This window comes from Dyadobacter sp. (assembly GCF_051859145.1).
In the GTDB taxonomy this organism is placed as follows: Bacteria; Bacteroidota; Bacteroidia; order Cytophagales; family Spirosomataceae; genus Dyadobacter.
The window spans coordinates 1-19,636 of sequence record NZ_JBHYGF010000590.1; the positions used below are offsets into that span (position 1 = coordinate 1).

General features: G+C 48.0%; 13 protein-coding genes and 1 pseudogene. 7 read left to right on the plus strand and 7 right to left on the minus strand.

All coding sequences use genetic code 11. The features are described from left to right. The first annotated feature begins 224 nt into the window (after nt 1-224). The 3 genes from ACTIE6_RS25675 to ACTIE6_RS25685 all read left to right on the plus strand — a co-directional run bounded on the left by ACTIE6_RS25675 (nt 225) and on the right by ACTIE6_RS25685 (nt 6,372). Complete coding sequence (locus tag ACTIE6_RS25675) at nt 225-1,424, plus strand: DUF4249 domain-containing protein (protein WP_439559341.1); 1,200 nt, start codon at nt 225-227, stop codon at nt 1,422-1,424. 291 nt (nt 1,425-1,715) lie between these two features. Then, a complete protein-coding gene (locus ACTIE6_RS25680) occupies nt 1,716-4,826 on the plus strand; it encodes a SusC/RagA family TonB-linked outer membrane protein (RefSeq protein ID WP_439559342.1) in 3,111 nt (1,036 codons plus the stop codon). Nucleotides 4,827-4,839: 13 nt separating this feature from the next. Further along, nucleotides 4,840-6,372: a RagB/SusD family nutrient uptake outer membrane protein gene (locus ACTIE6_RS25685; protein ID WP_439559343.1), complete on the plus strand. Its 1,533-nt coding sequence runs from the start codon at nt 4,840-4,842 to the stop codon at nt 6,370-6,372. Between the two features lie 48 nt (nt 6,373-6,420). On the opposite strand, the gene ACTIE6_RS25690 is transcribed toward ACTIE6_RS25685, so the two are convergent. Continuing rightward, the gene (locus tag ACTIE6_RS25690) at nt 6,421-9,378 is read right to left on the minus strand and encodes a ligand-binding sensor domain-containing protein (RefSeq protein ID WP_439559344.1); all 2,958 of its coding nucleotides are present in this window, start codon (nt 9,376-9,378) and stop codon (nt 6,421-6,423) included. A gap of 222 nt (nt 9,379-9,600) precedes the next feature. On the opposite strand from ACTIE6_RS25690, the pseudogene ACTIE6_RS25695 reads away from it, so the two are divergent. The 4 genes and pseudogenes from ACTIE6_RS25695 to ACTIE6_RS25710 all read left to right on the plus strand — a co-directional run bounded on the left by ACTIE6_RS25695 (nt 9,601) and on the right by ACTIE6_RS25710 (nt 13,156). Then, nucleotides 9,601-11,009: pseudogene (locus ACTIE6_RS25695) on the plus strand (glycoside hydrolase family 30 protein). Nucleotides 11,010-11,120: 111 nt separating this feature from the next. After that, complete coding sequence (locus ACTIE6_RS25700) at nt 11,121-11,657, plus strand: hypothetical protein (RefSeq protein WP_439559345.1); 537 nt, start codon at nt 11,121-11,123, stop codon at nt 11,655-11,657. 39 nt (nt 11,658-11,696) lie between these two features. After that, nucleotides 11,697-12,458: an LVIVD repeat-containing protein gene (locus ACTIE6_RS25705; RefSeq protein ID WP_439559346.1), complete on the plus strand. Its 762-nt coding sequence runs from the start codon at nt 11,697-11,699 to the stop codon at nt 12,456-12,458. Beyond that, nucleotides 12,455-13,156 carry a hypothetical protein gene (locus ACTIE6_RS25710; protein ID WP_439559347.1) on the plus strand — a complete coding sequence of 234 codons (702 nt, stop codon included), beginning with the start codon at nt 12,455-12,457 and terminating at the stop codon, nt 13,154-13,156. Before ACTIE6_RS25705 ends, ACTIE6_RS25710 begins: the two co-directional genes overlap by 4 nt. 1 nt (nt 13,157) lies before the next feature. Here the strand turns inward: ACTIE6_RS25710 and msrB are convergent, their stop codons facing one another. The 6 genes from msrB to ACTIE6_RS25740 all read right to left on the minus strand — a co-directional run. Then, the gene (gene msrB / locus ACTIE6_RS25715; protein ID WP_439559348.1) at nt 13,158-13,724 is read right to left on the minus strand and encodes a peptide-methionine (R)-S-oxide reductase MsrB; all 567 of its coding nucleotides are present in this window, start codon (nt 13,722-13,724) and stop codon (nt 13,158-13,160) included. A gap of 86 nt (nt 13,725-13,810) precedes the next feature. Then, nucleotides 13,811-15,151: a sensor histidine kinase gene (locus tag ACTIE6_RS25720; RefSeq protein WP_439559349.1), complete on the minus strand. Its 1,341-nt coding sequence runs from the start codon at nt 15,149-15,151 to the stop codon at nt 13,811-13,813. Between the two features lie 69 nt (nt 15,152-15,220). Further along, complete coding sequence (gene bshB1 / locus ACTIE6_RS25725; RefSeq protein ID WP_439559350.1) at nt 15,221-15,949, minus strand: bacillithiol biosynthesis deacetylase BshB1; 729 nt, start codon at nt 15,947-15,949, stop codon at nt 15,221-15,223. 8 nt (nt 15,950-15,957) lie between these two features. Further along, complete coding sequence (locus ACTIE6_RS25730; protein ID WP_439559351.1) at nt 15,958-17,037, minus strand: peptidoglycan DD-metalloendopeptidase family protein; 1,080 nt, start codon at nt 17,035-17,037, stop codon at nt 15,958-15,960. Nucleotides 17,038-17,113: 76 nt separating this feature from the next. Then, a complete protein-coding gene (gene trxB, locus ACTIE6_RS25735; protein WP_439559352.1) occupies nt 17,114-18,076 on the minus strand; it encodes a thioredoxin-disulfide reductase in 963 nt (320 codons plus the stop codon). Nucleotides 18,077-18,237: 161 nt separating this feature from the next. Beyond that, nucleotides 18,238-19,636 (minus strand): OmpA family protein (locus ACTIE6_RS25740; RefSeq protein ID WP_439559353.1); only part of this gene is annotated, 1,399 nt, incomplete at its 5' end.

Here is a 19,636-nt window from a genome sequence, read left to right on the forward strand (position 1 = left end):
GCCTTTTTTGCGGTGATTCCATGAGGTATGTATTGATGCTTGAACAGCTAAATATAGAAAGATTGTTGAGACTGGTTTTGAAGTCAGCCGTGATTAAGTTTTGGTAAAATAAAGCTGTGTTAATCAGTAGAATACTTGCCGCTCTGCCTCAGGTTGTAAAATCACGCCTTTCGCTAAGCCCATTTTATTCTATCGGAAAGCTCCAAAATCTGCTCATCGCCACTATGTCATCGCTCGTTCCGAAAAGTCTTTCAAGATACTGCCAACAGCAGATCAAACCATTTGCCGGGACGATCAGGCTGGTTGTATGCATTGTTTTGTCTGTCGGAATACTGCGTGTGCTGCATGGTTGTATACAGCCTTTTTCCCCGCCTGAAATCAACTCCAATGCGAGTTACCTCGTCGTAGATGGATTTTTCAATGTAAGTGCGACAGATTCAAGCCGGTTCGAACTCAGGTGGACGCAGAATGTAAACCATGTAACCCAGCCCCCGATAGAGACCGGTGCGGTGGTGCTCGTCGAACAGGAGGAGGGGCAATCGTATGCTTTTACCGAGCAGACCAAAGGTGTTTACGTATTGCCGCCTGCGACGTATGATCTGTCGCGTAAATACCGGCTCAGGATCAAAACACGCGGCGGGAAGGAATATCTGTCGGAGTATGTAGCTGTGAGCCGCACGCCTGAGATCGACAGTGTGACCTACAAGCTCAATGCCGCTGGCAATGCAATGGTGTTTTATGTAAATACCCACGATGCACAAAACCGGACCCAGTTTTACAGATGGAAATTCGAGGAAACGTGGGAGTATGCTGCCACGTACTATTCTGCATTGAAAGTGGAGAACGAAAAGGTGGTAATCCGTGATGAAAATATTAACCGCTGCTGGTCGAACCAAAAATCGGGCAGCATTCTGCTGGGGAGCACTGTGCGCCTGAGTGAGGATATCATCAAAGATCTTCCGCTCAACATCGTACCTATCTCGACAAACAAGTTGTATGTCAAATACAGTATCCTGGTTAAACAATATGGTCTGTCGCAGCCTGCATTTGAATACTGGACCAGTCTTGCCAAAACAACGCAGGGCACCGGCAGCCTTTTTGATCCGCTGCCTTCACAAGTCACGGGTAACATCACCAACATGGCTGATTCCCGCGACCTCGCATTCGGTTATTTCAGCGCGTCTACGGAAGCAACCAAGCGCATCGTCATCACCCCAAAGCTAGGCTCATTCCCCAGATGCACCGAACCCGACACGCTTCCGATTGCATGTAATGGACGAGGCGATGTGAATTGCGGATTGAACACACCCGATATGCTGCTTAGCTACTGGGGTGTCCGGGCCGATTCCGTACTGGTGGCGACTGCATCCTGCACCGATTGCCGCCTTTCCGGAGGTACTACGCAGCGGCCGCCTTTCTTTTGAGATTAGTTCTTCATCTGAACGCCGCATTGCCACATCATACTTGCCGCATTGCCTGCAAAATTCAATCTGTTACAAAATAAGCCACTGCTTACATTGTAGTAGTAATGTAGTGGTGACATTTTCAAGAATATCTTCCATTTATCCAATGTGAGGTAGTAATGTAGTAATGCATCTGCTACTGCTGTCGGGCCTCTCCCTATACCTTTGTTATCGAAATAGGCATTGTTACTATTTCAATAAATAATTGGGCAAATAACATTTGCTCTGTCTACTAATTCAATAAAAACATCTATGAAAAGAAAAATTGTACTATTGTGTAGCTTGTTAATGCTATACGGTATGGTGCAGAGCGCTTTCGCCCAGAGCAGGACTGTGAAAGGCAAGGTTACTGTAAAGAATGGAGGGGAGGAATTGGTGGGAGCCACCGTATTAGTAGAAGGAACCAACCAGGCGACGATTACCGACGCCGCCGGAAATTACTCGATTGACGTGCAGCCTGAGGCGGTACTTGTTACGAGCTTTATCGGAATGGTGACGCAAAAGGTACCGGTGGGCAATCAGAGCGAGATCAACTTTCAACTGGTTGAATCGAGTGATAACCTGGAAGAAGTAGTAGTAGTGGGTTACGGCGCCCAAAAGAAGAGCGTGGTAACCGGCGCGATTTCGAGTGTGAAGGCAAGTGACCTGGAAACAATGCCGATCAACAGGCTAGAAGAAGCATTGCAGGGACGCACATCGGGGCTTACCATTGCTGCCAACTCGGGTCAGCCGGGATCTGCGGCAACTGTGCGCGTTCGTGGTGTGACAACTTTGAACAACAACAACCCGCTTTGGGTAGTGGACGGCGTGGTGGTCGACAATGGCGGTATCGGATACCTGAACCAGTCGGACATTGAGTCCATTGAAGTATTGAAAGATGCAGCTTCACAGGCTATTTATGGTGCGCGTGCAGCGGCAGGTGTGATTTTGGTTACTACCAAAAAAGGAAAAGCAGGCGGGATCCGCATTAATTACAACGGCTATGTAGGTACGCAGGCGCCCGCGCGCAAGCTCGACTTGCTGGATGCAACGCAATATGCGACCATTCGCAACGAAGCGGCTGTTGCGGCAGGACAAGCGCCGGTCTATGCCAACCCGGCCTCACTTGGAAAAGGTACCGACTGGCAAAAGCTGATTTTCAATAACAATGCAAAGCGCCAGAACCATGAACTGAGCATCAGCGGCGGATCAGATCGTTCTACTTTCTATCTGTCGTTTGGTTACCTCGATCAGGAAGGAATTGTAGCAAGCGACATATCTCAATACAAGCGTACGAGCATTCGTTTGAACTCGGAACATAAGCTGGCAAAGTGGCTGACCTTCGGTCAGAACCTGGGCTACGCACACGACAAGTCAATCGGGCTGGGTAATACCAACAGCGAATTCGGCGGACCATTGAGTTCCGCTATTAACCTGGATCCGATCACGCCAGTAGTAGTAACAGACCCGGCAGTGGCGAATGCAGCTCCTTATACCAACAAAGGGGTGCAGCGCGATGCAAACGGCAATCCTTATGGAATTTCTCAGGCGGTAGGTCAGGAGATGAGCAACCCGCTTGCGTATATCCAGACACGTTTAGGTAATTACAGCTGGAGTGACAACGTGGTGGGTAATGCCTACCTGATGGCGGAGCCGATCAAAGGTCTGCAACTGAAATCCACACTAGGTGCGAAGCTGGCTTTTTGGGGAAATGAAAGTTTTACGCCGATCTCCTGGCTGAATGCAGCTTCGGTTACTTCGCAGACAAATTTCAACCGCAGCAACAACCGCCGTCTTGACTATAACCTTGAAAACACGGTTTCATACACCCGCGCATTTGGCTTGCACAATGTAAATGTATTGCTGGGACAAGGTGCATATCTGGATAATAATACCACGATGACGAGCGTGACATTCTTCAATGTGCCTGCCGATAATTTTGACGATGCTTCGCTGAACTTCAAGGTACCCGCAGATCAGCGTAATTCCGACGGATCGGAAGGGGCGCGCCACACGGTAAGTTCGCTTTTCGCACGTTTGAACTACGATTACAATGAAAAATACCTGTTGCAGGCATTGGTAAGAAGAGACGGTTCTTCACGCTTTGGTTCAAATCATAAATACGGTGTTTTCCCTTCCTTCTCGTTGGGCTGGGTACTTTCCCGCGAGGATTTCTTCCCTGAAACTAATGCAGTTAACTTCCTAAAACTTCGCGGAGGTTATGGTGTGGTTGGAAATGACGGTATCGGCGACTTTGCTTACCTGTCTACCATCGGAAGCGGCCGGAACTATACAATAGGTAACTCAGGCAGCTACATTATCGGTTACAGCCCGAATGCACCTGCTAACCCGGACTTGAAATGGGAACAGACCAGCCAGACCAACATTGGTTTCGATGCAACGATCTTCCGGAATGTGAATATCACTTTTGAATGGTTTAAAAAAGCAACAAAAGATATCCTGCAAAATCCACGGATACCAGGCTATGTAGGAGCAATTTCCAATCCTGCTGCGAACATTGCCGATATGGAAAACAAAGGTGTGGAGCTTGAACTGGGCTACCGCAAGCAGTTTGGCCAGGTTGATTTCTCTGTCAATGGAAACGTTTCTTACATTGAAAACAAGGTAACTAACCTTGGTAATGGCGTGGAATATCTGTCAGGCGGCGCAAGCTTCCAGGGAGCTCCTCCGATTACCCGCACGCAGGTAGGTCATGCGATCGGCTCGTTTTTCGGGTATGTAAATGAAGGTATTTTCCAGACGCAGGAAGAAGTGGACAGCCACGTAACAGCAAACGGAAATAAAATCCAGCCGAATGCAAAACCAGGCGATTTCCGCTGGGCTGATTTGAATGGTGACGGTGTAATTACCGAAACCGACCGGACTTTCATCGGTAACCCGACACCGAAATGGTCTTACGGATTGACGATCAATGCAGCTTACAAAGGTTTTGACGTGGTTGTATTTGGCCAGGGCGTAGCAGGAAACGATATTTTTCAGGGACTTCGTCGTTTGGACATTGCCAATGCAAACTGGCAGTCGGACGCAATGGGCCGCTGGACAGGACCGGGTACTTCCACAGAATACCCGCGCATTGTGAACGGAGATCCTAACAAGAACTTCCAGAATCCTTCGAGCTTCTATCTGGAAAAAGGTGACTTTTTCAGGATGAAAACTTTGCAGGTAGGTTATTCGCTTCCAAGCGCGGTGATCAGCAAGGTTGCATTGAAAAAGGCACGTGTTTACGTAATGAGCCAAAACCTGTTTACACTAACCAAGTACACAGGTTACGACCCTGAGATCGGCGGCAGCGTATTGAGTATCGACAAAGGAATTTATCCCCAGGCGCGCTCATTCATGGTGGGTTTGAACATTGGTTTTTAATTGATTAACAAGCATGATGATGATAAAGTATAATAAGTTTATAACTGCATTGGCAATGGCGGCTGGCTTGCAGCTGATGTCGTGCTCGGAAAACTTCCTGGAAGTGAAACCGAAAGGGCTGAACCTGGAATCGAACTATTACCGGAACCAGGAAGAAGCGTACAATGGACTGGTTGCGATTTACGACGTAGTAGGCTGGCAGGGATCGGGCTACGTGACCACGATCGCCACGATGAATGCGGCTTCCGACGATCACTATGCAGGTGGCGGCGGGCCAAGCGATATCATGGATTTTCAGGTTATCTCCAATTACACCCTCAATCCAACAACCGGGCCGCAGGGAGAACTTTGGAGAAAAGGGTTTTCAGGTGTTTTCCGGGCTAACTCTTTGTTGGAAAAGCTGCCTTCGGTCCCTATGGACGAAACGGTTAAAAAGCGTTATGCCGCCGAGGCTAAATTCCTGCGCGGGTATTTCTATTTTGAACTGGTAAGATTGTTCAAGAATGTGCCGCTTTTTACAAAAACTGTTTCCACGCAGGAAATGTATGATGTAACCCAGGCAGCGCCTGCGGAGGTTTACGCACAGATTGAAAAGGATCTGTCCGAGTCAATTGCTGATCTTCCGGTCACGATCAATGCAGCAACAGAGGGCGGCCGGGTAGGGCAGGGTGCCGCACACGCCATTCTTGGGAAAGTGTATTTGTACCAACAAAAATTCGCGCAGGCTGCGCAGGAGCTGGCTTTGGTAAATGGTACACCAGGCGGTACCAATCCTTATGGTTATAAGCTACTTGCCAATTTTGCGGATTTGTGGAAAAGCGATAATAAATTCAACAGCGAGTCGATCCTGGAAATTTCCTATACCAACACTTCCGCTGGTACCTGGGATTGCGTGTCTTGTACAGAAGGTAATATCATGAACATTATCACTGGCCCGCGTGGCTACAACCGCAAGTCAGACGCAGCGCCGGATTATGTATCAGGATGGAGCTTTTTGCCTGTTACGCCTTCGTTGTTCGAAGCAATCCACTTCGATCCGCGTTATAAATCGACCATTGCGAACCTTGATAGTCTCGAAAAAGCCGGACTAGCCAGTTACGAAAAAGGGTACATGAACACGGGTTACTTCCTCGAAAAATTCGCAGGAAGGGTTTCTAACCGCTGGACCGGCGCAGGAACACCCGAACTGAACTTCCCGCAAAATATGTACGACACGCGGCTTGCAGATACTTACCTCCTTGAAGCCGAGGCGCTCGTTCGCGGTGGCGGTGATCAAACCCGCGCAGCTGCATTGCTGAGCGCGGTAAGAGCGAGGGTAGGTTTGAAACCGGTTGCCGCTACGTTTGAGAATATCAAAACAGAACGCAGGCTTGAACTGGCTGGCGAAGGTCACCGCTGGATGGATCTTGTTCGCTGGGGTGACGCGCCGAAAGTGCTGGCATCCAAAGGCTTTGTAGCCGGCAAAAATGAAATATTGCCGATCCCGTTGCTCGAAATGGAAAATACCAAAATCGAGCAAAGCAAAGAATGGGGCGGCACGAAATAAAATTTAGAGTTATGTGGAAAGCTGAGCGCAGATTGTGCTCAGCTTTTTTTATGGCTGTGCCCCTTTGCTATCCCGGGATTCGTCAATGTGAAAACCAAGAAAGAAGTTGAACATATTGACCTCGGTAGGCAATTGAAGCTTTTTGCGCAGCCTGTACCTGCTTACTTCCACGCCGCGGAGCGAGATATTCATCAGTTCTGCGATTTCCTTGCTCGACAGGTTCATTCGCAGGTAGGCACTCATTTTCAGCTCGCTTGCTGTCAGTTTCGGGTATCGCTCTTTTAATGCAATCAGGAAGTTGCTGTGGACACTGTCAAAATGCTTGGAGAACTGTCCCCAGTCTTTATCCACCTTATTCTCCTCCGCTACCACCTTGATCACTCTTTTCAGGTCGTCGTTGATCTTCTCATCGTCAGCCGTTTTTGTGATTTTAACCAGGTCTGTTTTTAGTTTTGAAAGCAGTTCGGCTTTTTGAACCAGGTGCATTGCCGAGGTGGCCAGATCTGTGTTCTTATGCAGGATTTCGGCTTCGAGCTTCTCGTTTTTCAGTTTGATAATCTCCTTTTCATTTTTTTCCAGTTCCAGTTGGTGGAGGTACTGTAACCTTTGCTGTTCCTCCTCGTGTTTTTTCCGTTGCCTCAGAAAACGTTTTTCCTGCCATTCATAAAACAGGAAGGCCAATCCCAGCAGCAGGATACCGTAGGCGAGATAGGCCCAGAGAGTTTGATACCACGGCGGCAGGATCACAAAAGTGTAACCTGTCACCGGCGATTCGCTGCCAAAATTATTGCGTGCTTTGACGTAAAACGTGTACTGCCCCGCAGGAAGGCTGGTGTACTCCTTTTCGCTTTTAACAGACCAATGCGACCAGCCCGCATCAAAGCCATCGAGAAAATAAGAATATGAAATACTGGACTGCTGGCTGAACAGCGTGGATGAAAATTCAAAACCAATGGAGTTCAGTTCGTGCGCGATGTGCGGTACCTGGGTCTCACTTTGCTTGTTCAGCTGGTTAACCTCACCCAAATAACCTCCAAAAAGGACAGTATCTGACTTAGCCACCGATCGCAGCATTCTGATCTGGACGTCAATGCGGTTTTTGTTTTGTTTGTATTGCTGATAATTAATGTGATAAATGCCTTTTTCGCTACCTATGAGGATGTTTTGTTCATTCAAAGGCTGAATATACTCGAAGCCCGACACGAGCTTCTGGTTCAGTTCGGGCAGGAAGATGATCTTCGGCTTGCTGCCGGACACATCGAGCACGCCCAGCTCCTTACCTGTCACAAACCACACGTTACCGGCCTGATCTTCTTTCAGGTAACGAACTTCCACACCTTTGAAAATCTCATTGTAGTAGCCTGATGCAGCAAAACGGTCTTTCTCCGCATTGTATTCGTAAATGCCGCTTTCGGTCGCTACCAGTATCCTGTTTTTTACTTTATATACATAATTGTTGTTCAGCGAAAGAGGGAGTCCGTCTTTGCTGGTATACAACCGAGCCGCTGATTTTCCGTCAGGTTGCAGGGAGATTTTGAAAACGCCGCGATAGGGGTGGGAAGTCCAGATCACATTTTCGTCGTGGGTATCGGTGCACAGGAAACGGGAAGCAATGTCAAAGCCACTTACCTGTCCTGCCGGACGAAATTCTTTCCCGTCATAGGCAAGAAAATTGATCCCGTTGTAATTACCGACTGCAACCCTTGAAACCGGATCGATCCGTGAAAGCGGAACCGCTCCCCAGAACCCATTCCTGCGTTCGATCGCAAATGCTTTGTCCTGACGTATTTCAAACATTCCTTCGTGGTGCGACATCAGCAGTTTTCCATTGATCTCCGACAGTCCCCAAACCTGACCGCGGGAATTTTCGACAAATGAAAAAGCGCCTTTTACATAACTAAGATCGCTGAACTCACCCACAGGCACCGAATAAAGTCCATTGGAAGTACCTATATAGAGGCGGCCTTTGAAGATAATAGAAGCATAGCCGGCTTCATCTTTGGTGGCCACGGGATAAATGGTCTTGATCGCATTATCATACGCGATGAAGTCGATTCCATTGTCAAGCCCCAGCCAGAGATTGTGGTCACGGTCGCGGAAAACGCTCAGTACATTGTTATTTTGGAGTCCGTCTCCCCGCGAAAACCGGTGTACAAATTCACCTTTATTCGTCACAATATAGCAGCCGCCCAGGCTCGTGGAGAGCGCCAGCAGCTGATCGTTGACGCGCGTGGCGCCATAAATGCGCTCTTTCCTGATCTGGTTAATGAATGCAGATTCCATTTCTACGGCACTGTTGCCGGAAAGCGTGTAAAGTCCTGCATCCATAGTCACCAGCAAGGTGGTATCATTTCCCATCGGCAGTAATGCGGTACTCAGGAACTCGGCGGGCAGTTCGCTACTGGTGAGAAATGGCTCCCAGCGATCGTTATTAAACCGTAAAAGTCCGTTTGTGGCATCCTGGGCAATCATTTGTCCGTTCGCTGTACCCATAAAACGCCAGTGCGAAACGGGATTGAATGCCATGATGGATTTGTCTTTGTACAAAAAGATCTTGTTACTGGCCCTGAAAAAGATGTTTCCTTTCCACGCAGTCACATTCCAGATATCGGCAAAACCGCGGTCTTTTTCCTGAACCAGCTCACGCAGCGAAAAATACCGGAGTACCCCGGATTGGTCCGGTGAAAAATACCCGAGCTCATTTTCTCCCCCGATGTAAATGCGATCATCGTTGCCCAATTCCAGGGATCGCACTTTTGTTTTGTTGGGAAGCGGGTACACTTTCCAGTACACGCCGTCGAAACTCAGCAGTCCCTCGTTGTTGGCAAAGTACATAATCCCGTTGCGATCCTGGCGGATCGCCCAGTTCTGTGTACCTGCCTTGTAAATTTGTTTGCTGTAATTGACTACTTCGGGCAGCCCGATCGTCGGCACTCCGACGGTATGCTGGGCGCGTAGTCCGGTTGTCAAAATCAGGAACGTAAAAAGTATCACTCGCTTCATCATCCTCGCACACTGTATTCCTGTAACTGGCTTGACGTAGTCCAAAACCGCGTCAATAACTATATTTCGCAAATTTTACCGGATTGTTGTAGTAATGTAGTAGCCGGGCGCTGGCAGCTTTGTGCAGGCAATGCTACATTTGGGTTCGCAATATATTACATTATATTGTGTGTTTTTCAATACTGTCATCATCGGTTACTTTTAACTGGCCCCGCGGCAACCTGCATGAAATTGACTATTCCTAAATCCTTTTTGATATGTTTGCTTACCTGGTCTGCCGGATTTGTTTCCGCGCAAAGCAAAAATCGTGCTGTCGATTTCTGGCTGACCAATATCGATCAGTCCGCGCTCTTCACCAGGCAAAAGCCGACAATCCAATTCTCGCCGGGAGCTCCATCGGGTAAAGTGATCAAAGTGGATGAAAGCGAGACTTTCCAACCCATTGACGGGTTCGGTTTTACATTAACAGGCGGCAGCGCTTCTCACCTGATCGCGATGAGCAAGCCGGCACGCGCTGCATTGTTGAAAGAGTTGTTTGCTACAACCGGGAGTAACATCGAATTTCCTACCTCCGCGTCAGTATCGGTGCGTCTGATTTGAATGAGACCATTTTCTCCTACAATGATCTGCCTGCCGGACAAACTGATCCGGAGATGAAACGTTTTGATCTTGCTTTGGATAAAAAGGATGTGATCCCGGTATTGAAGGAAATCCTGGCAATCAATCCCAAAATCAAAATAATGGGTTCGCCCTGGTCACCGCCGGTTTGGATGAAAGACAATGGAGATACGCGCGGCGGCAGCCTCAAACCTGAATTTTATGCGGCTTACGCCAAATATTTAGTCCGCTATGTTCAGGAGATGAAAAAGGAGGGAGTCCGCATTGATGCGATTACGGTACAAAATGAGCCGCTGCATCCGGGTAACAATCCCAGCTTGCTGATGCTGGCGAAAGATCAGGCTGTTTTTGTAAAAGATCACCTGGGGCCTGCTTTTAGGAATGCAAAAATCGACACGAAGATTATTATCTATGATCACAATGCCGATAAACCGGAGTACCCGATCTCCATTCTCAATGATGCCGAAGCCAGGAAGTACATTGATGGTTCTGCGTTTCATTTGTATGGTGGTAAAATAGAGGCACTCTCCGAAGTACACAATGCACACCCGGATAAAAATCTTTATTTCACGGAACAATGGATGGGCGCACCTGGCAACTTTGCGCAAGACTTCCCCGATCATATTTCCAAGCTGACCATTGGCGCTACCCGCAACTGGGCGCGAACGGTACTGGAATGGAACCTGTCGAGCAATCCGCAAAACCGTCCGTTTACAGACCGCGGCGGCTGCGACCGTTGTTTGGGCGGGGTTACAATAGACGGAGATAAAGTGACGCGCAATGCGGCTTACTATGTGGTGGCGCATGCATCAAAGTTTGTGCGGCCAGGTTCTGTGCGCATTGCTTCCAATATGGATGCGCAGCTCCCGAATGTGGCTTTTAAAACGCCCGACGGGAAAAAAGTGCTGATCGTTTTTAATAGCAGCGACAATCAGCAGGCTTTTCAGATCCAGGATGGAAATGCGGTTGCGTCTGCCGTGTTGAAGGCAGGCTCGGTCGGCACATTCGTGTGGTAAAAGAACTGCCGGAGAGACCTTCGCAAGCGAATATTTTACGATTTTGTGTAACCGGCGGCAACGTTTTCAGCGGGCCGCGTGTCACTCAATTGATCTCGTAAACAGCTAGCTATGAAAAATGCTTTCCGCCTTCTTTCACTCGTTTTAATCTGCCTCGCCTGCGTTGAACCAAATGACAATGCGCCCAACGGCGTGCCTTTTAATGGTACAGGCTACAAACCCATTTATTCGACGGCGGAAGAAGCTGCAAAAGTTCAGGTAGCGGCGGCGCAACCGCTCGTCCAGCCAGGCAAGATCTACCTTTTTGATCCCTATATTTTTGTAAACGAAACGGGGAAGGGTATTCACATTATTGATAATAAAGACCCTAAAAATCCGAAAAATCTCTCCTTTATCTCCATTACCGGCAACTATGATATTGCTGTAAAGGAGAATTGGCTGTATGCCGATAATCTTTCCAACCTGCTCGTTTTTGACATATCCGATCCGCTTTCCCCGAAGCTGGTGAAGACTATCAACGATGCCATCACAGTCAACAATTTTCCGCCTTACCAGAACATCTATTTCGAATGCGCCGACACCAAAAAGGGGCTGGTAGTCGGCTGGGAAAAGGTCTCTATGGCAACGCAGCCAAAATGTTTCAGATAATACTTCCTCTCTCAGACAAAACCACATAGACTATTAGCCATGAAAAAATTAATGCCTTTTCTGTTCTTAGGACTTGCCCTGCTGGGGCTGTGCATGATCCTGACATCCTGCGATAAGTCCGACGGGAGCGTAAGTCCGCAAACCGGCACCGGCGGTTCAATGGCGCGGTTTGCGATTACAGGCAATACGCTCTATATCGTTTCAAAACAATCGCTGGAAGTGTACGATATCACAAAAGGCGACGCGCCTGTGAAGACGGTGCGTAAAGAAATGAATGTGGGAATTGAAACGATCTTTCCTTATAAAAACAACCTTTTCATCGGTGCCAATGATGGCATGTACATTTATAATAATGCCAATCCTGTCAGTCCGGTGTTACTGACTAAATATACCCACATTCAATCGTGTGACCCGGTCGTAGTTCAGGATAAATATGCTTATGTGACGTTAAGAAGCGGTGTTGCGTGCCGCCGCGGCAATACATTGAGCTCTTTGGATGTGATAGATGTGTCCACTCCGTCCGATCCCAGGCTGGTGCATTCACAGGTAATGTCATCGCCTTACGGGCTCGGTGTATCGGGCAATAAGTTGTTTGTGTGTGAAGGAAGCAATGGATTGCGCGTGATGGATATCACAGATCCTGCGCTTCCTGTCGATAAATACAATTTCAGCGATGTTCCCGCTTACGACGTGATCGTCAGATCAAACCACCTGATAGTGACCGGCGAAAAAGGGCTGTACCAGTATAAGTTCGGGAGTTCGGATGAATATGAACTACTTAGCAAAATCCCGGTACTATGAAGCATATCGTTTTAACCGGGCTGTTCCTGCTGATTGGTACCGCATTGACCTACGCGCAAGTCGACGCATGGAATGCAGCAAATCACGTGATCATCAAATATTCGCCTGCTGCTATGTTCGACAGCGACAATACCATTCAGTTTGGAGTGGAAGTTCCGCTTGGAAAGAGCGGGATCAGCTTGCAGCAGGACCTTGGCTACGGACATTCCAGCTTTAATCTCTGGTACTATGAAGTCACCACAGTTCCCGATAAATCAACTTACAAAAGCCGCACGCAACTTCGTTACTACTATTTCAGCAAGCAGCGCGTGCGCGGCTATTTCGCAGGCGAGTTTATGTACAAAAGAGTAGTATACCGTCAGAATCAATGGGTGGGAATGGATTGTGCGGAGTCTGGCGGCTGTAATTATTCTGAAAACAAGGATGTGAAAATTGGCAGGATTGCGGCAGCCGGACATGCGAGACTAGGCTGGCAGTTCTATTTCCCCAGCCGGATGACGCTGGACCTGTTTACCGGATTTGGTTTGAGGAATATCAATGTAAAGACACTTACTGCCGGACTGGACAATGCAAGGGTACAGTCCCCGCAGGAAATGTGGTCGGAAACAACACCAGGCACGCACTATGTTGTGCCGAGCCTGGTGCTGGGTTTTCATTTGGGAGTTGTCCTGGGCAAGATCCGCCAAGAGGGCGATTAACTCAGCTTCCTGTGTTTGCTTTCTTCTTGTCTGCGTACTTTTTTTCAGCAGTTTTCGCTTTTTCAAAGTCGAGTACGACACCGTTGATGCAGTAACGCAAGCCTGTTGGCGGCGGGCCATCGTCAAAAACGTGTCCTAAATGCGACTTGCACCTGCCACACATTACTTCGGTTCGGCGCATTCCGTGGCTGTTATCCTGCGCTTCGATGATCGATTTTTTATTGATCGGTTCAAAAAAGCTTGGCCAGCCGCAGCCGCTCTCGTATTTGGCGTCGCTTTTGAAAAGTGCATTCCCGCAAACTGCACAGTAAAACGTCCCTATCTCTTTGGAATGCTCATATTTGCTGGTAAATGGTCTTTCGGTACCTTTCAACCGCGCTACTTCATATACCTCCGGAGAAAGAATCTTCTGCCAATCCTGGTTGCTTTTGTTTACCGGCGCGGCGTCCGTTCGGGAATATTCAGGAGCCTTTTTCTGATCAGCAGGCTTTGAAGCCGACTGCCCGTAACAGTTCTGAAGCATGAGCATCAGCACGGCCGAGGCGGCAAATGTTGCTATAAATTTCATGTTGCTGATTAATGGTTTGTTTCTGCTATATATACGATAAATGAACAGATATAGTTGTGATCAAACCATTGTTTACAAAGTTTCTTTTATGCCTCGTGAAGCGCTGACAATCGATCAGCTTGTTTGGTATCATTGTTTGTGATGGGAATTTGGAGGTAGAATTTAGCCCCTGGCTCCGGGGAGCTGTCAAAGGATATCCTGCCCTGAATGGCGTCTGCATACTTTTTTGCCAATACCAATCCCAGGCCGCCAGACCGGGAAGTATTCCTGTATTTGTTTTCCCAGCTTTCTACAATCGCTTGCTGGGCATTCCTGCTGATTCCCGGACCATTGTCTGCAACACAGAATTCATGCACAGTATCCTTCCTGGAATAAGAAAGCGTGATCGTGCTGTTTTTGCCAGAATATTTAACCGCATTATTAATGAAGTTCCGGATCACCACCGAGAAAAGGTTCGGCTCGGAATAAACGGTCAGGTACTCAGGTATATCGGAGTGGAGGCTTATCCCTTTTTCCTTCGCGATACTGCTGTAAACCCGCAACGTTTCTTCAATGGCGTCGCTAACCCTGAAATCCTGCCGGGCCACATCTGATCCCGGCTCCGTGTTTCCGTTTGTTATAGCCAGTAAGTTCAGAAGCAGATTCTGTGTATTTACAACAGAATGGCTGAGCTCAGCTTCGAGCATCCTGCGCTCTTCCTGGCTCAGTTCGTAGCTGCCCAGTATTTCGAGGTATTTTTTGAGTGAGATCAGTGGCGTTTGGTAATCATGTGATATCACGGAGATCAGCCTTGCCTTCTCCTCGTGCAGCTCGTCCAGAAGCATCGCGCGTTGTTCTGCCTTTTCCCTTTCAGCCCGGTAGCTGCTGATAATGTAGCCTTGCGTGATCAGAATCACCACTATACTAACCATGTATGTGGAACCAATGTCAATAAATCGCTGCTCCGTACTTGTATAACCGGCTACAACAAATTTCGGGTACACATACTCTGAGACCAACAGTCCGCCAACAATAACAATGTTCGCAACAGTCAGAGTAAGGTATTGCTTCCTGGGACTAATCGTAAGCGACAAAAAGTACACGAGTCCGAAAGAGACAAGCGTTGACCCTGATATCCCGGCACCAATGCGGTAAGAGGCAATGAAAAAGATATAGATCACCGTCACGTACAGGTTAAACGAAAGCGTAGTGCGCTCCCGGAACCTGGAAAGGTAATAAAGGAAAATCTGGAATGGTATAAGTACGGCGGTGATAACCGCCTCTGCGATCAGGCCGGTGAAAATGCTGAATACAAATACGTACAGCATCACCAGCGTCGTGGCTGTACATGCAAAATGATAAATCCTGCTTTGTAGCGAAAACAGGTCACTGTCACCTTGCAGGTACCGCCAGTATTTGGATATAAATTTGTGGATCTTGTTGATCAAAGCATTGCATTTAAGCGAAGAAATGCACGTTGAAAGAAGCTTCTAAAACCGTAACAAAGCGTTGTTCAATCAGATAAATGCGCCAATATCGCGCACGCCGAGCATTCTCGCACTGGTAAAGCCTTCACCAAAATTGACACCAACCGAATGTCCCATTTCGCGTGCCCGGGCAATGATAAATTCCAGGAACTCAGGAGTGGAAATGTAGCTCTGCGGCTCGCCTTCGTTCTGATAATCCGGTATGTGGAACTGACTTTTAAATGCACGCACAGCTTCTATTTTGCGGTCGTGAAAGTCGGTGATATCCACGACAAAGTCAGGCTTGATATACCTGTCCTGAACAGAATGGAATACTTGTTTAGGTCGCCACGCTTCCTGCTCGTTTCCGTTGTCATCGTACGTTTTCACCATTCTCAACCCCGAATAGAAGCAGGCGTCTGCAACCAGTTTGGCACCGCGGCCATGATCAGGATGCCGGTCGTCGACCGCATTCGTGATTACAATGTCAGGCTGGTATTTTCTGATAAATGGGATAATGGCTTTTTGGTGCGCTTCGTCGTTTGCAAAGAAACCGTCAGCCAGTCCCACATTTTCACGTACAGATACGCCCAGTATCGCTGCTGCATCTTTCCCTTCCTGAATGCGGCCTTCGGGTGTTCCCCTTGTACCAAGCTCACCTCTTGTAAGGTCAATAATTCCGACCTTTTTACCCAAAGCCATTTGAGACAATAAAGTCCCGGCACAGCACAGCTCAACGTCGTCGGGATGAGCTGTGATGGCGAGTATATCAAGTTTCATGTTTTTGATTATTTAATGCGAAGCTTTTGTCCGATACGCAGCGTAGTGCGGCTGGACATGCGATTGCGGCGGGCGATCGAAGAAACACTCACTCCATATCGTTCCGCGATTGCGCCCAGCGTGTCGCCCGGGCGTACTTTGTGTAAAACAGAGCGGCTGTAAGCAGCAGGTGCCGCATCGCCGGATTCAAATTCGCTTCTGTTGGATTTGCCTCTTAAATGGTTCCAAACCGAGCTTGTCAGCAGGAAATGATCTGATTTGATGGTTTTATTATCCCAGTCAAAAATATGTCTTGGATCAAATGGGTTTCCCTCGTAACGGTTTTCATAATGCAGGTGAGAGCCGGAGCTTCTTCCTGTATTTCCACCGAGCCCGATTACTTCACCAGCCTTGACAATCTGACCGGATTCCACCATTTGTTTAGAAAGGTGACCGTATAAAGTTTCAAGCCCGTTGTAATGCCGCACTACAATAAAGCGCCCATAGCCCGATCCGTCCCACGCAACAATCCTCACCATTCCGTCATACGTACTTCTTACAGTATCGCCGGTTTCCAGGTCGAGATCGGTACCATTGTGCCACCGTCCCCAGCGGTAGCTGAAATTGGAAGTAGTAGGGGTTTTTTCCATCGGCGTGCTCCATTTGCGGTTCAGCGCCTCGTTATATAATGTAATATCGACAGGTTCGTCAAATTCAAGGGGATTCAGTCCGTACGGATTGATGGTACGCGCATCCCAGATCACATAATATTCTGCCGCTTTCACCCATTCATCGCCTACCTGCAAAGAATCCACCACTTCCACAACTTCGGTCTCGCCTTCATCAATGGTAGTAGTATCTTCGTTTACGACAGGGTTCAGGGGTTTTACGGGTTCAAACTGGTTCTGGAATTTCAGGTTGGAGGTTTCCACCTGGTATTCATCTTCGGGCTGGGGGACAGTAGCCTTGGTAGTAGGTCCTTCGTTGGCGTTGTTTCCGGACTGATTAATCTTTGGGTTTCTTCTGAATTTACCTCGCTCTTGTGCTTGCGTGTTCCATGAAATCAAACACACCATCATCAGCAAACTTACAATAAGCTTTACTTTCATATTTAAAATGGGTCAGACTACATATAAGCGAAGCGCTCCTATGTAGTCTGACTAAATTTTAGGGGTTGGGCAAAAATTAAGCTGTTGTTTCTTCGATAATCTCTTCCACTTCTCTTTCCATCAAAAAACGCTCTGCGTCCAAAGCCGCCATACATCCCGTTCCTGCTGCTGTAATTGCCTGTCTGTACACATTGTCCTGTGCATCTCCGCAGGCAAAAACACCTTTGATATTGGTGCAGGCACTTCCTTTTACAGTTTGAATGTAGCCGGTTTCGTCCATGTGCAGATATCCTTTGAAAATATCCGTGTTAGGTTTGTGGCCGATTGCTACAAAGAAACCGGTTACGTCGAGAAGTTGCTCCTCGCCGGTCTTATTATTTTTAACCAAAACAGATTCCAATCCTTCTTCTCCATTCAGCTTCACGGTTTCTGTATTCCATAACACTTCGATATTCGGAAGCATTTCAATGCGTTTCTGCATGATTTTGGAAGCGCGCATTTCGTCGCGGCGAACCAGCAGGTATACCTTGCGGCAAAGTTTTGCAAGATAGCTGGCCTCTTCCGCAGCCGTATCGCCGGCACCTACCACCACCACATCCTGGCCTCTGAAAAAGAAACCGTCGCAAACTGCGCAGGCAGATACCCCGCGACCATTCAGCCTGTCTTCGCCTTCAATGCCAAGCCACTTCGCAGTAGCGCCTGTGGACACAATCACCGCATCAGCAATGATCTCGTGCTTGTTGTCAATGATCACCTTGTGCGGGTAGGAAGTGAAATCAACTTCAGTGGCCATTCCGTAGCGGATATCAGTACCGAAACGTTTGGCTTGTTTTTCAAAATTGATCATCATTTCGGGACCGGTAATTCCGTCGGGGTACCCGGGATAATTATCAACTTCCGTAGTAATAGTAAGCTGGCCGCCTGGTTGGGCGCCTTGGTATAGTACAGGATTCAATCCTGCTCTGGAAGCATAAATAGCGGCAGTATATCCGGCAGGACCGGAACCGATAATCAGGCAGGAAACTTTCTCAGATGACATGGGTGACAATAACTAGCGTATATAAAAAACGTTACAAAATCTATTCAGGATTTCACCAGGAAATTCAAGTGTGTGGAATTGGAAAGGCCTTTGCGGCACTCGTATAGTACAACAGCGACAGATCAACAAAAGTGCGAAATTTAGCCCCGTAATGCAAGCTGTCAAAGAATGCGCCACTCAATGCGCCTGTTTTTCTGGCGGTTTGCTTCGGTATCATTTGTAGCTACCGGCTTTGTTTCTCCGTAGCCTTTTGATAAAATCCGGGGCTGATCAATACCCGATTTGTGCAAATACTGCTGAACAGCCTGCGCACGCCGGCGCGACAGTTCCATGTTTTCGCTATCAGAGCCCACATCGTCGGTATGCCCTGAAATCTCGATTTTTACATCTTTGTTCCGGGTAAGGAAGTCAACCATTTTGTCGAGCTCCACTTTTGATTTTTCATCCAGCTCGTATCTGCCTCTTTGAAAAAAGATGTTATTCAAAATTTCCGCCCGGTCTTTTTCGATGGATTCCAAAGGAATTTGCAGGTCAACAAAAGATACCGAGTCGCTGACTGAAAAAGACAGACTTTTAAATAGGTACCCGGGTTTTAAAACAAAAAATGCATACTCTCCTCCTTTATTCAGCACAGCCAGGAAAGAGCCCGTGCGGGCATCAGAAGTGAATGCACCTACTTTTTCCTGTGTTTTAAGGTCAAAAAGGTCGATATCAGATGCGACCGGCTGACCCGTTTTTTTATCGATAACCCGGCCTTTTGCATACCGGGTCGGAACGATCATTTTTTGCAGCGACTCAGGTACATCGAAAGTATAAATCAGTGAGCGGCCTTTTCCCTTGTCAGAACTGTCGTCGGTGTAATAGGCACTCTTTCCGTCGGAAGCAATGAAAAGCCCCACCTGATCTGCAACGGTATTAATAGGATACCCGAGGTTTTTGGGCGCCGCCCAGATTGTGTCTGTTTTTTGAGATATGAAAATGTCGAATCCGCCCATTCCCGGCAGCCCGTCAGAAGCGAAAAAAAGCGTGCGTCCATTGGCGTGGATAAAAGGAGCGTTTTCATCGTCGGGTGTATTGATTGCCGGGCCGAGGTTCCTGGGCGCTGTCCATTGTTTTTTATCATTCAATGTAGTTACCCAAATATCCCTTTTGCCCACTCCCTCTTTGCGTTCGGAAGCGAAATACAATGTCCTGCCGTCAGCCGAAAGCGATGGTTGCGACTCCCAGTCGCGGGTATTTACCTGCTGTCCCAGGTTCACCGGGGCCGACCAGTCCTTTCCTTCTTTACGGGTGATATACAAGTCGCAGCTCCCATAACCGTCGGGGCGATTGCAGGCTGTAAAAACGAGCGTACGACCGTCAGCCGAAACGCTGCACGTACCTTCATTATTAATGGTATTAATGGCGGGTGAAATATCTTCGGGAACATCCCAGCCTTCTTTTTTACGATTTGTTACATAAATATTCTCGTCACGCTCCTCGGTTAATCCGGTGAAAATCAGCGTTTCATTATCTGCTGTTAATACCGGGAAATACTGCGTCCGTAGGAAATTGACTGTA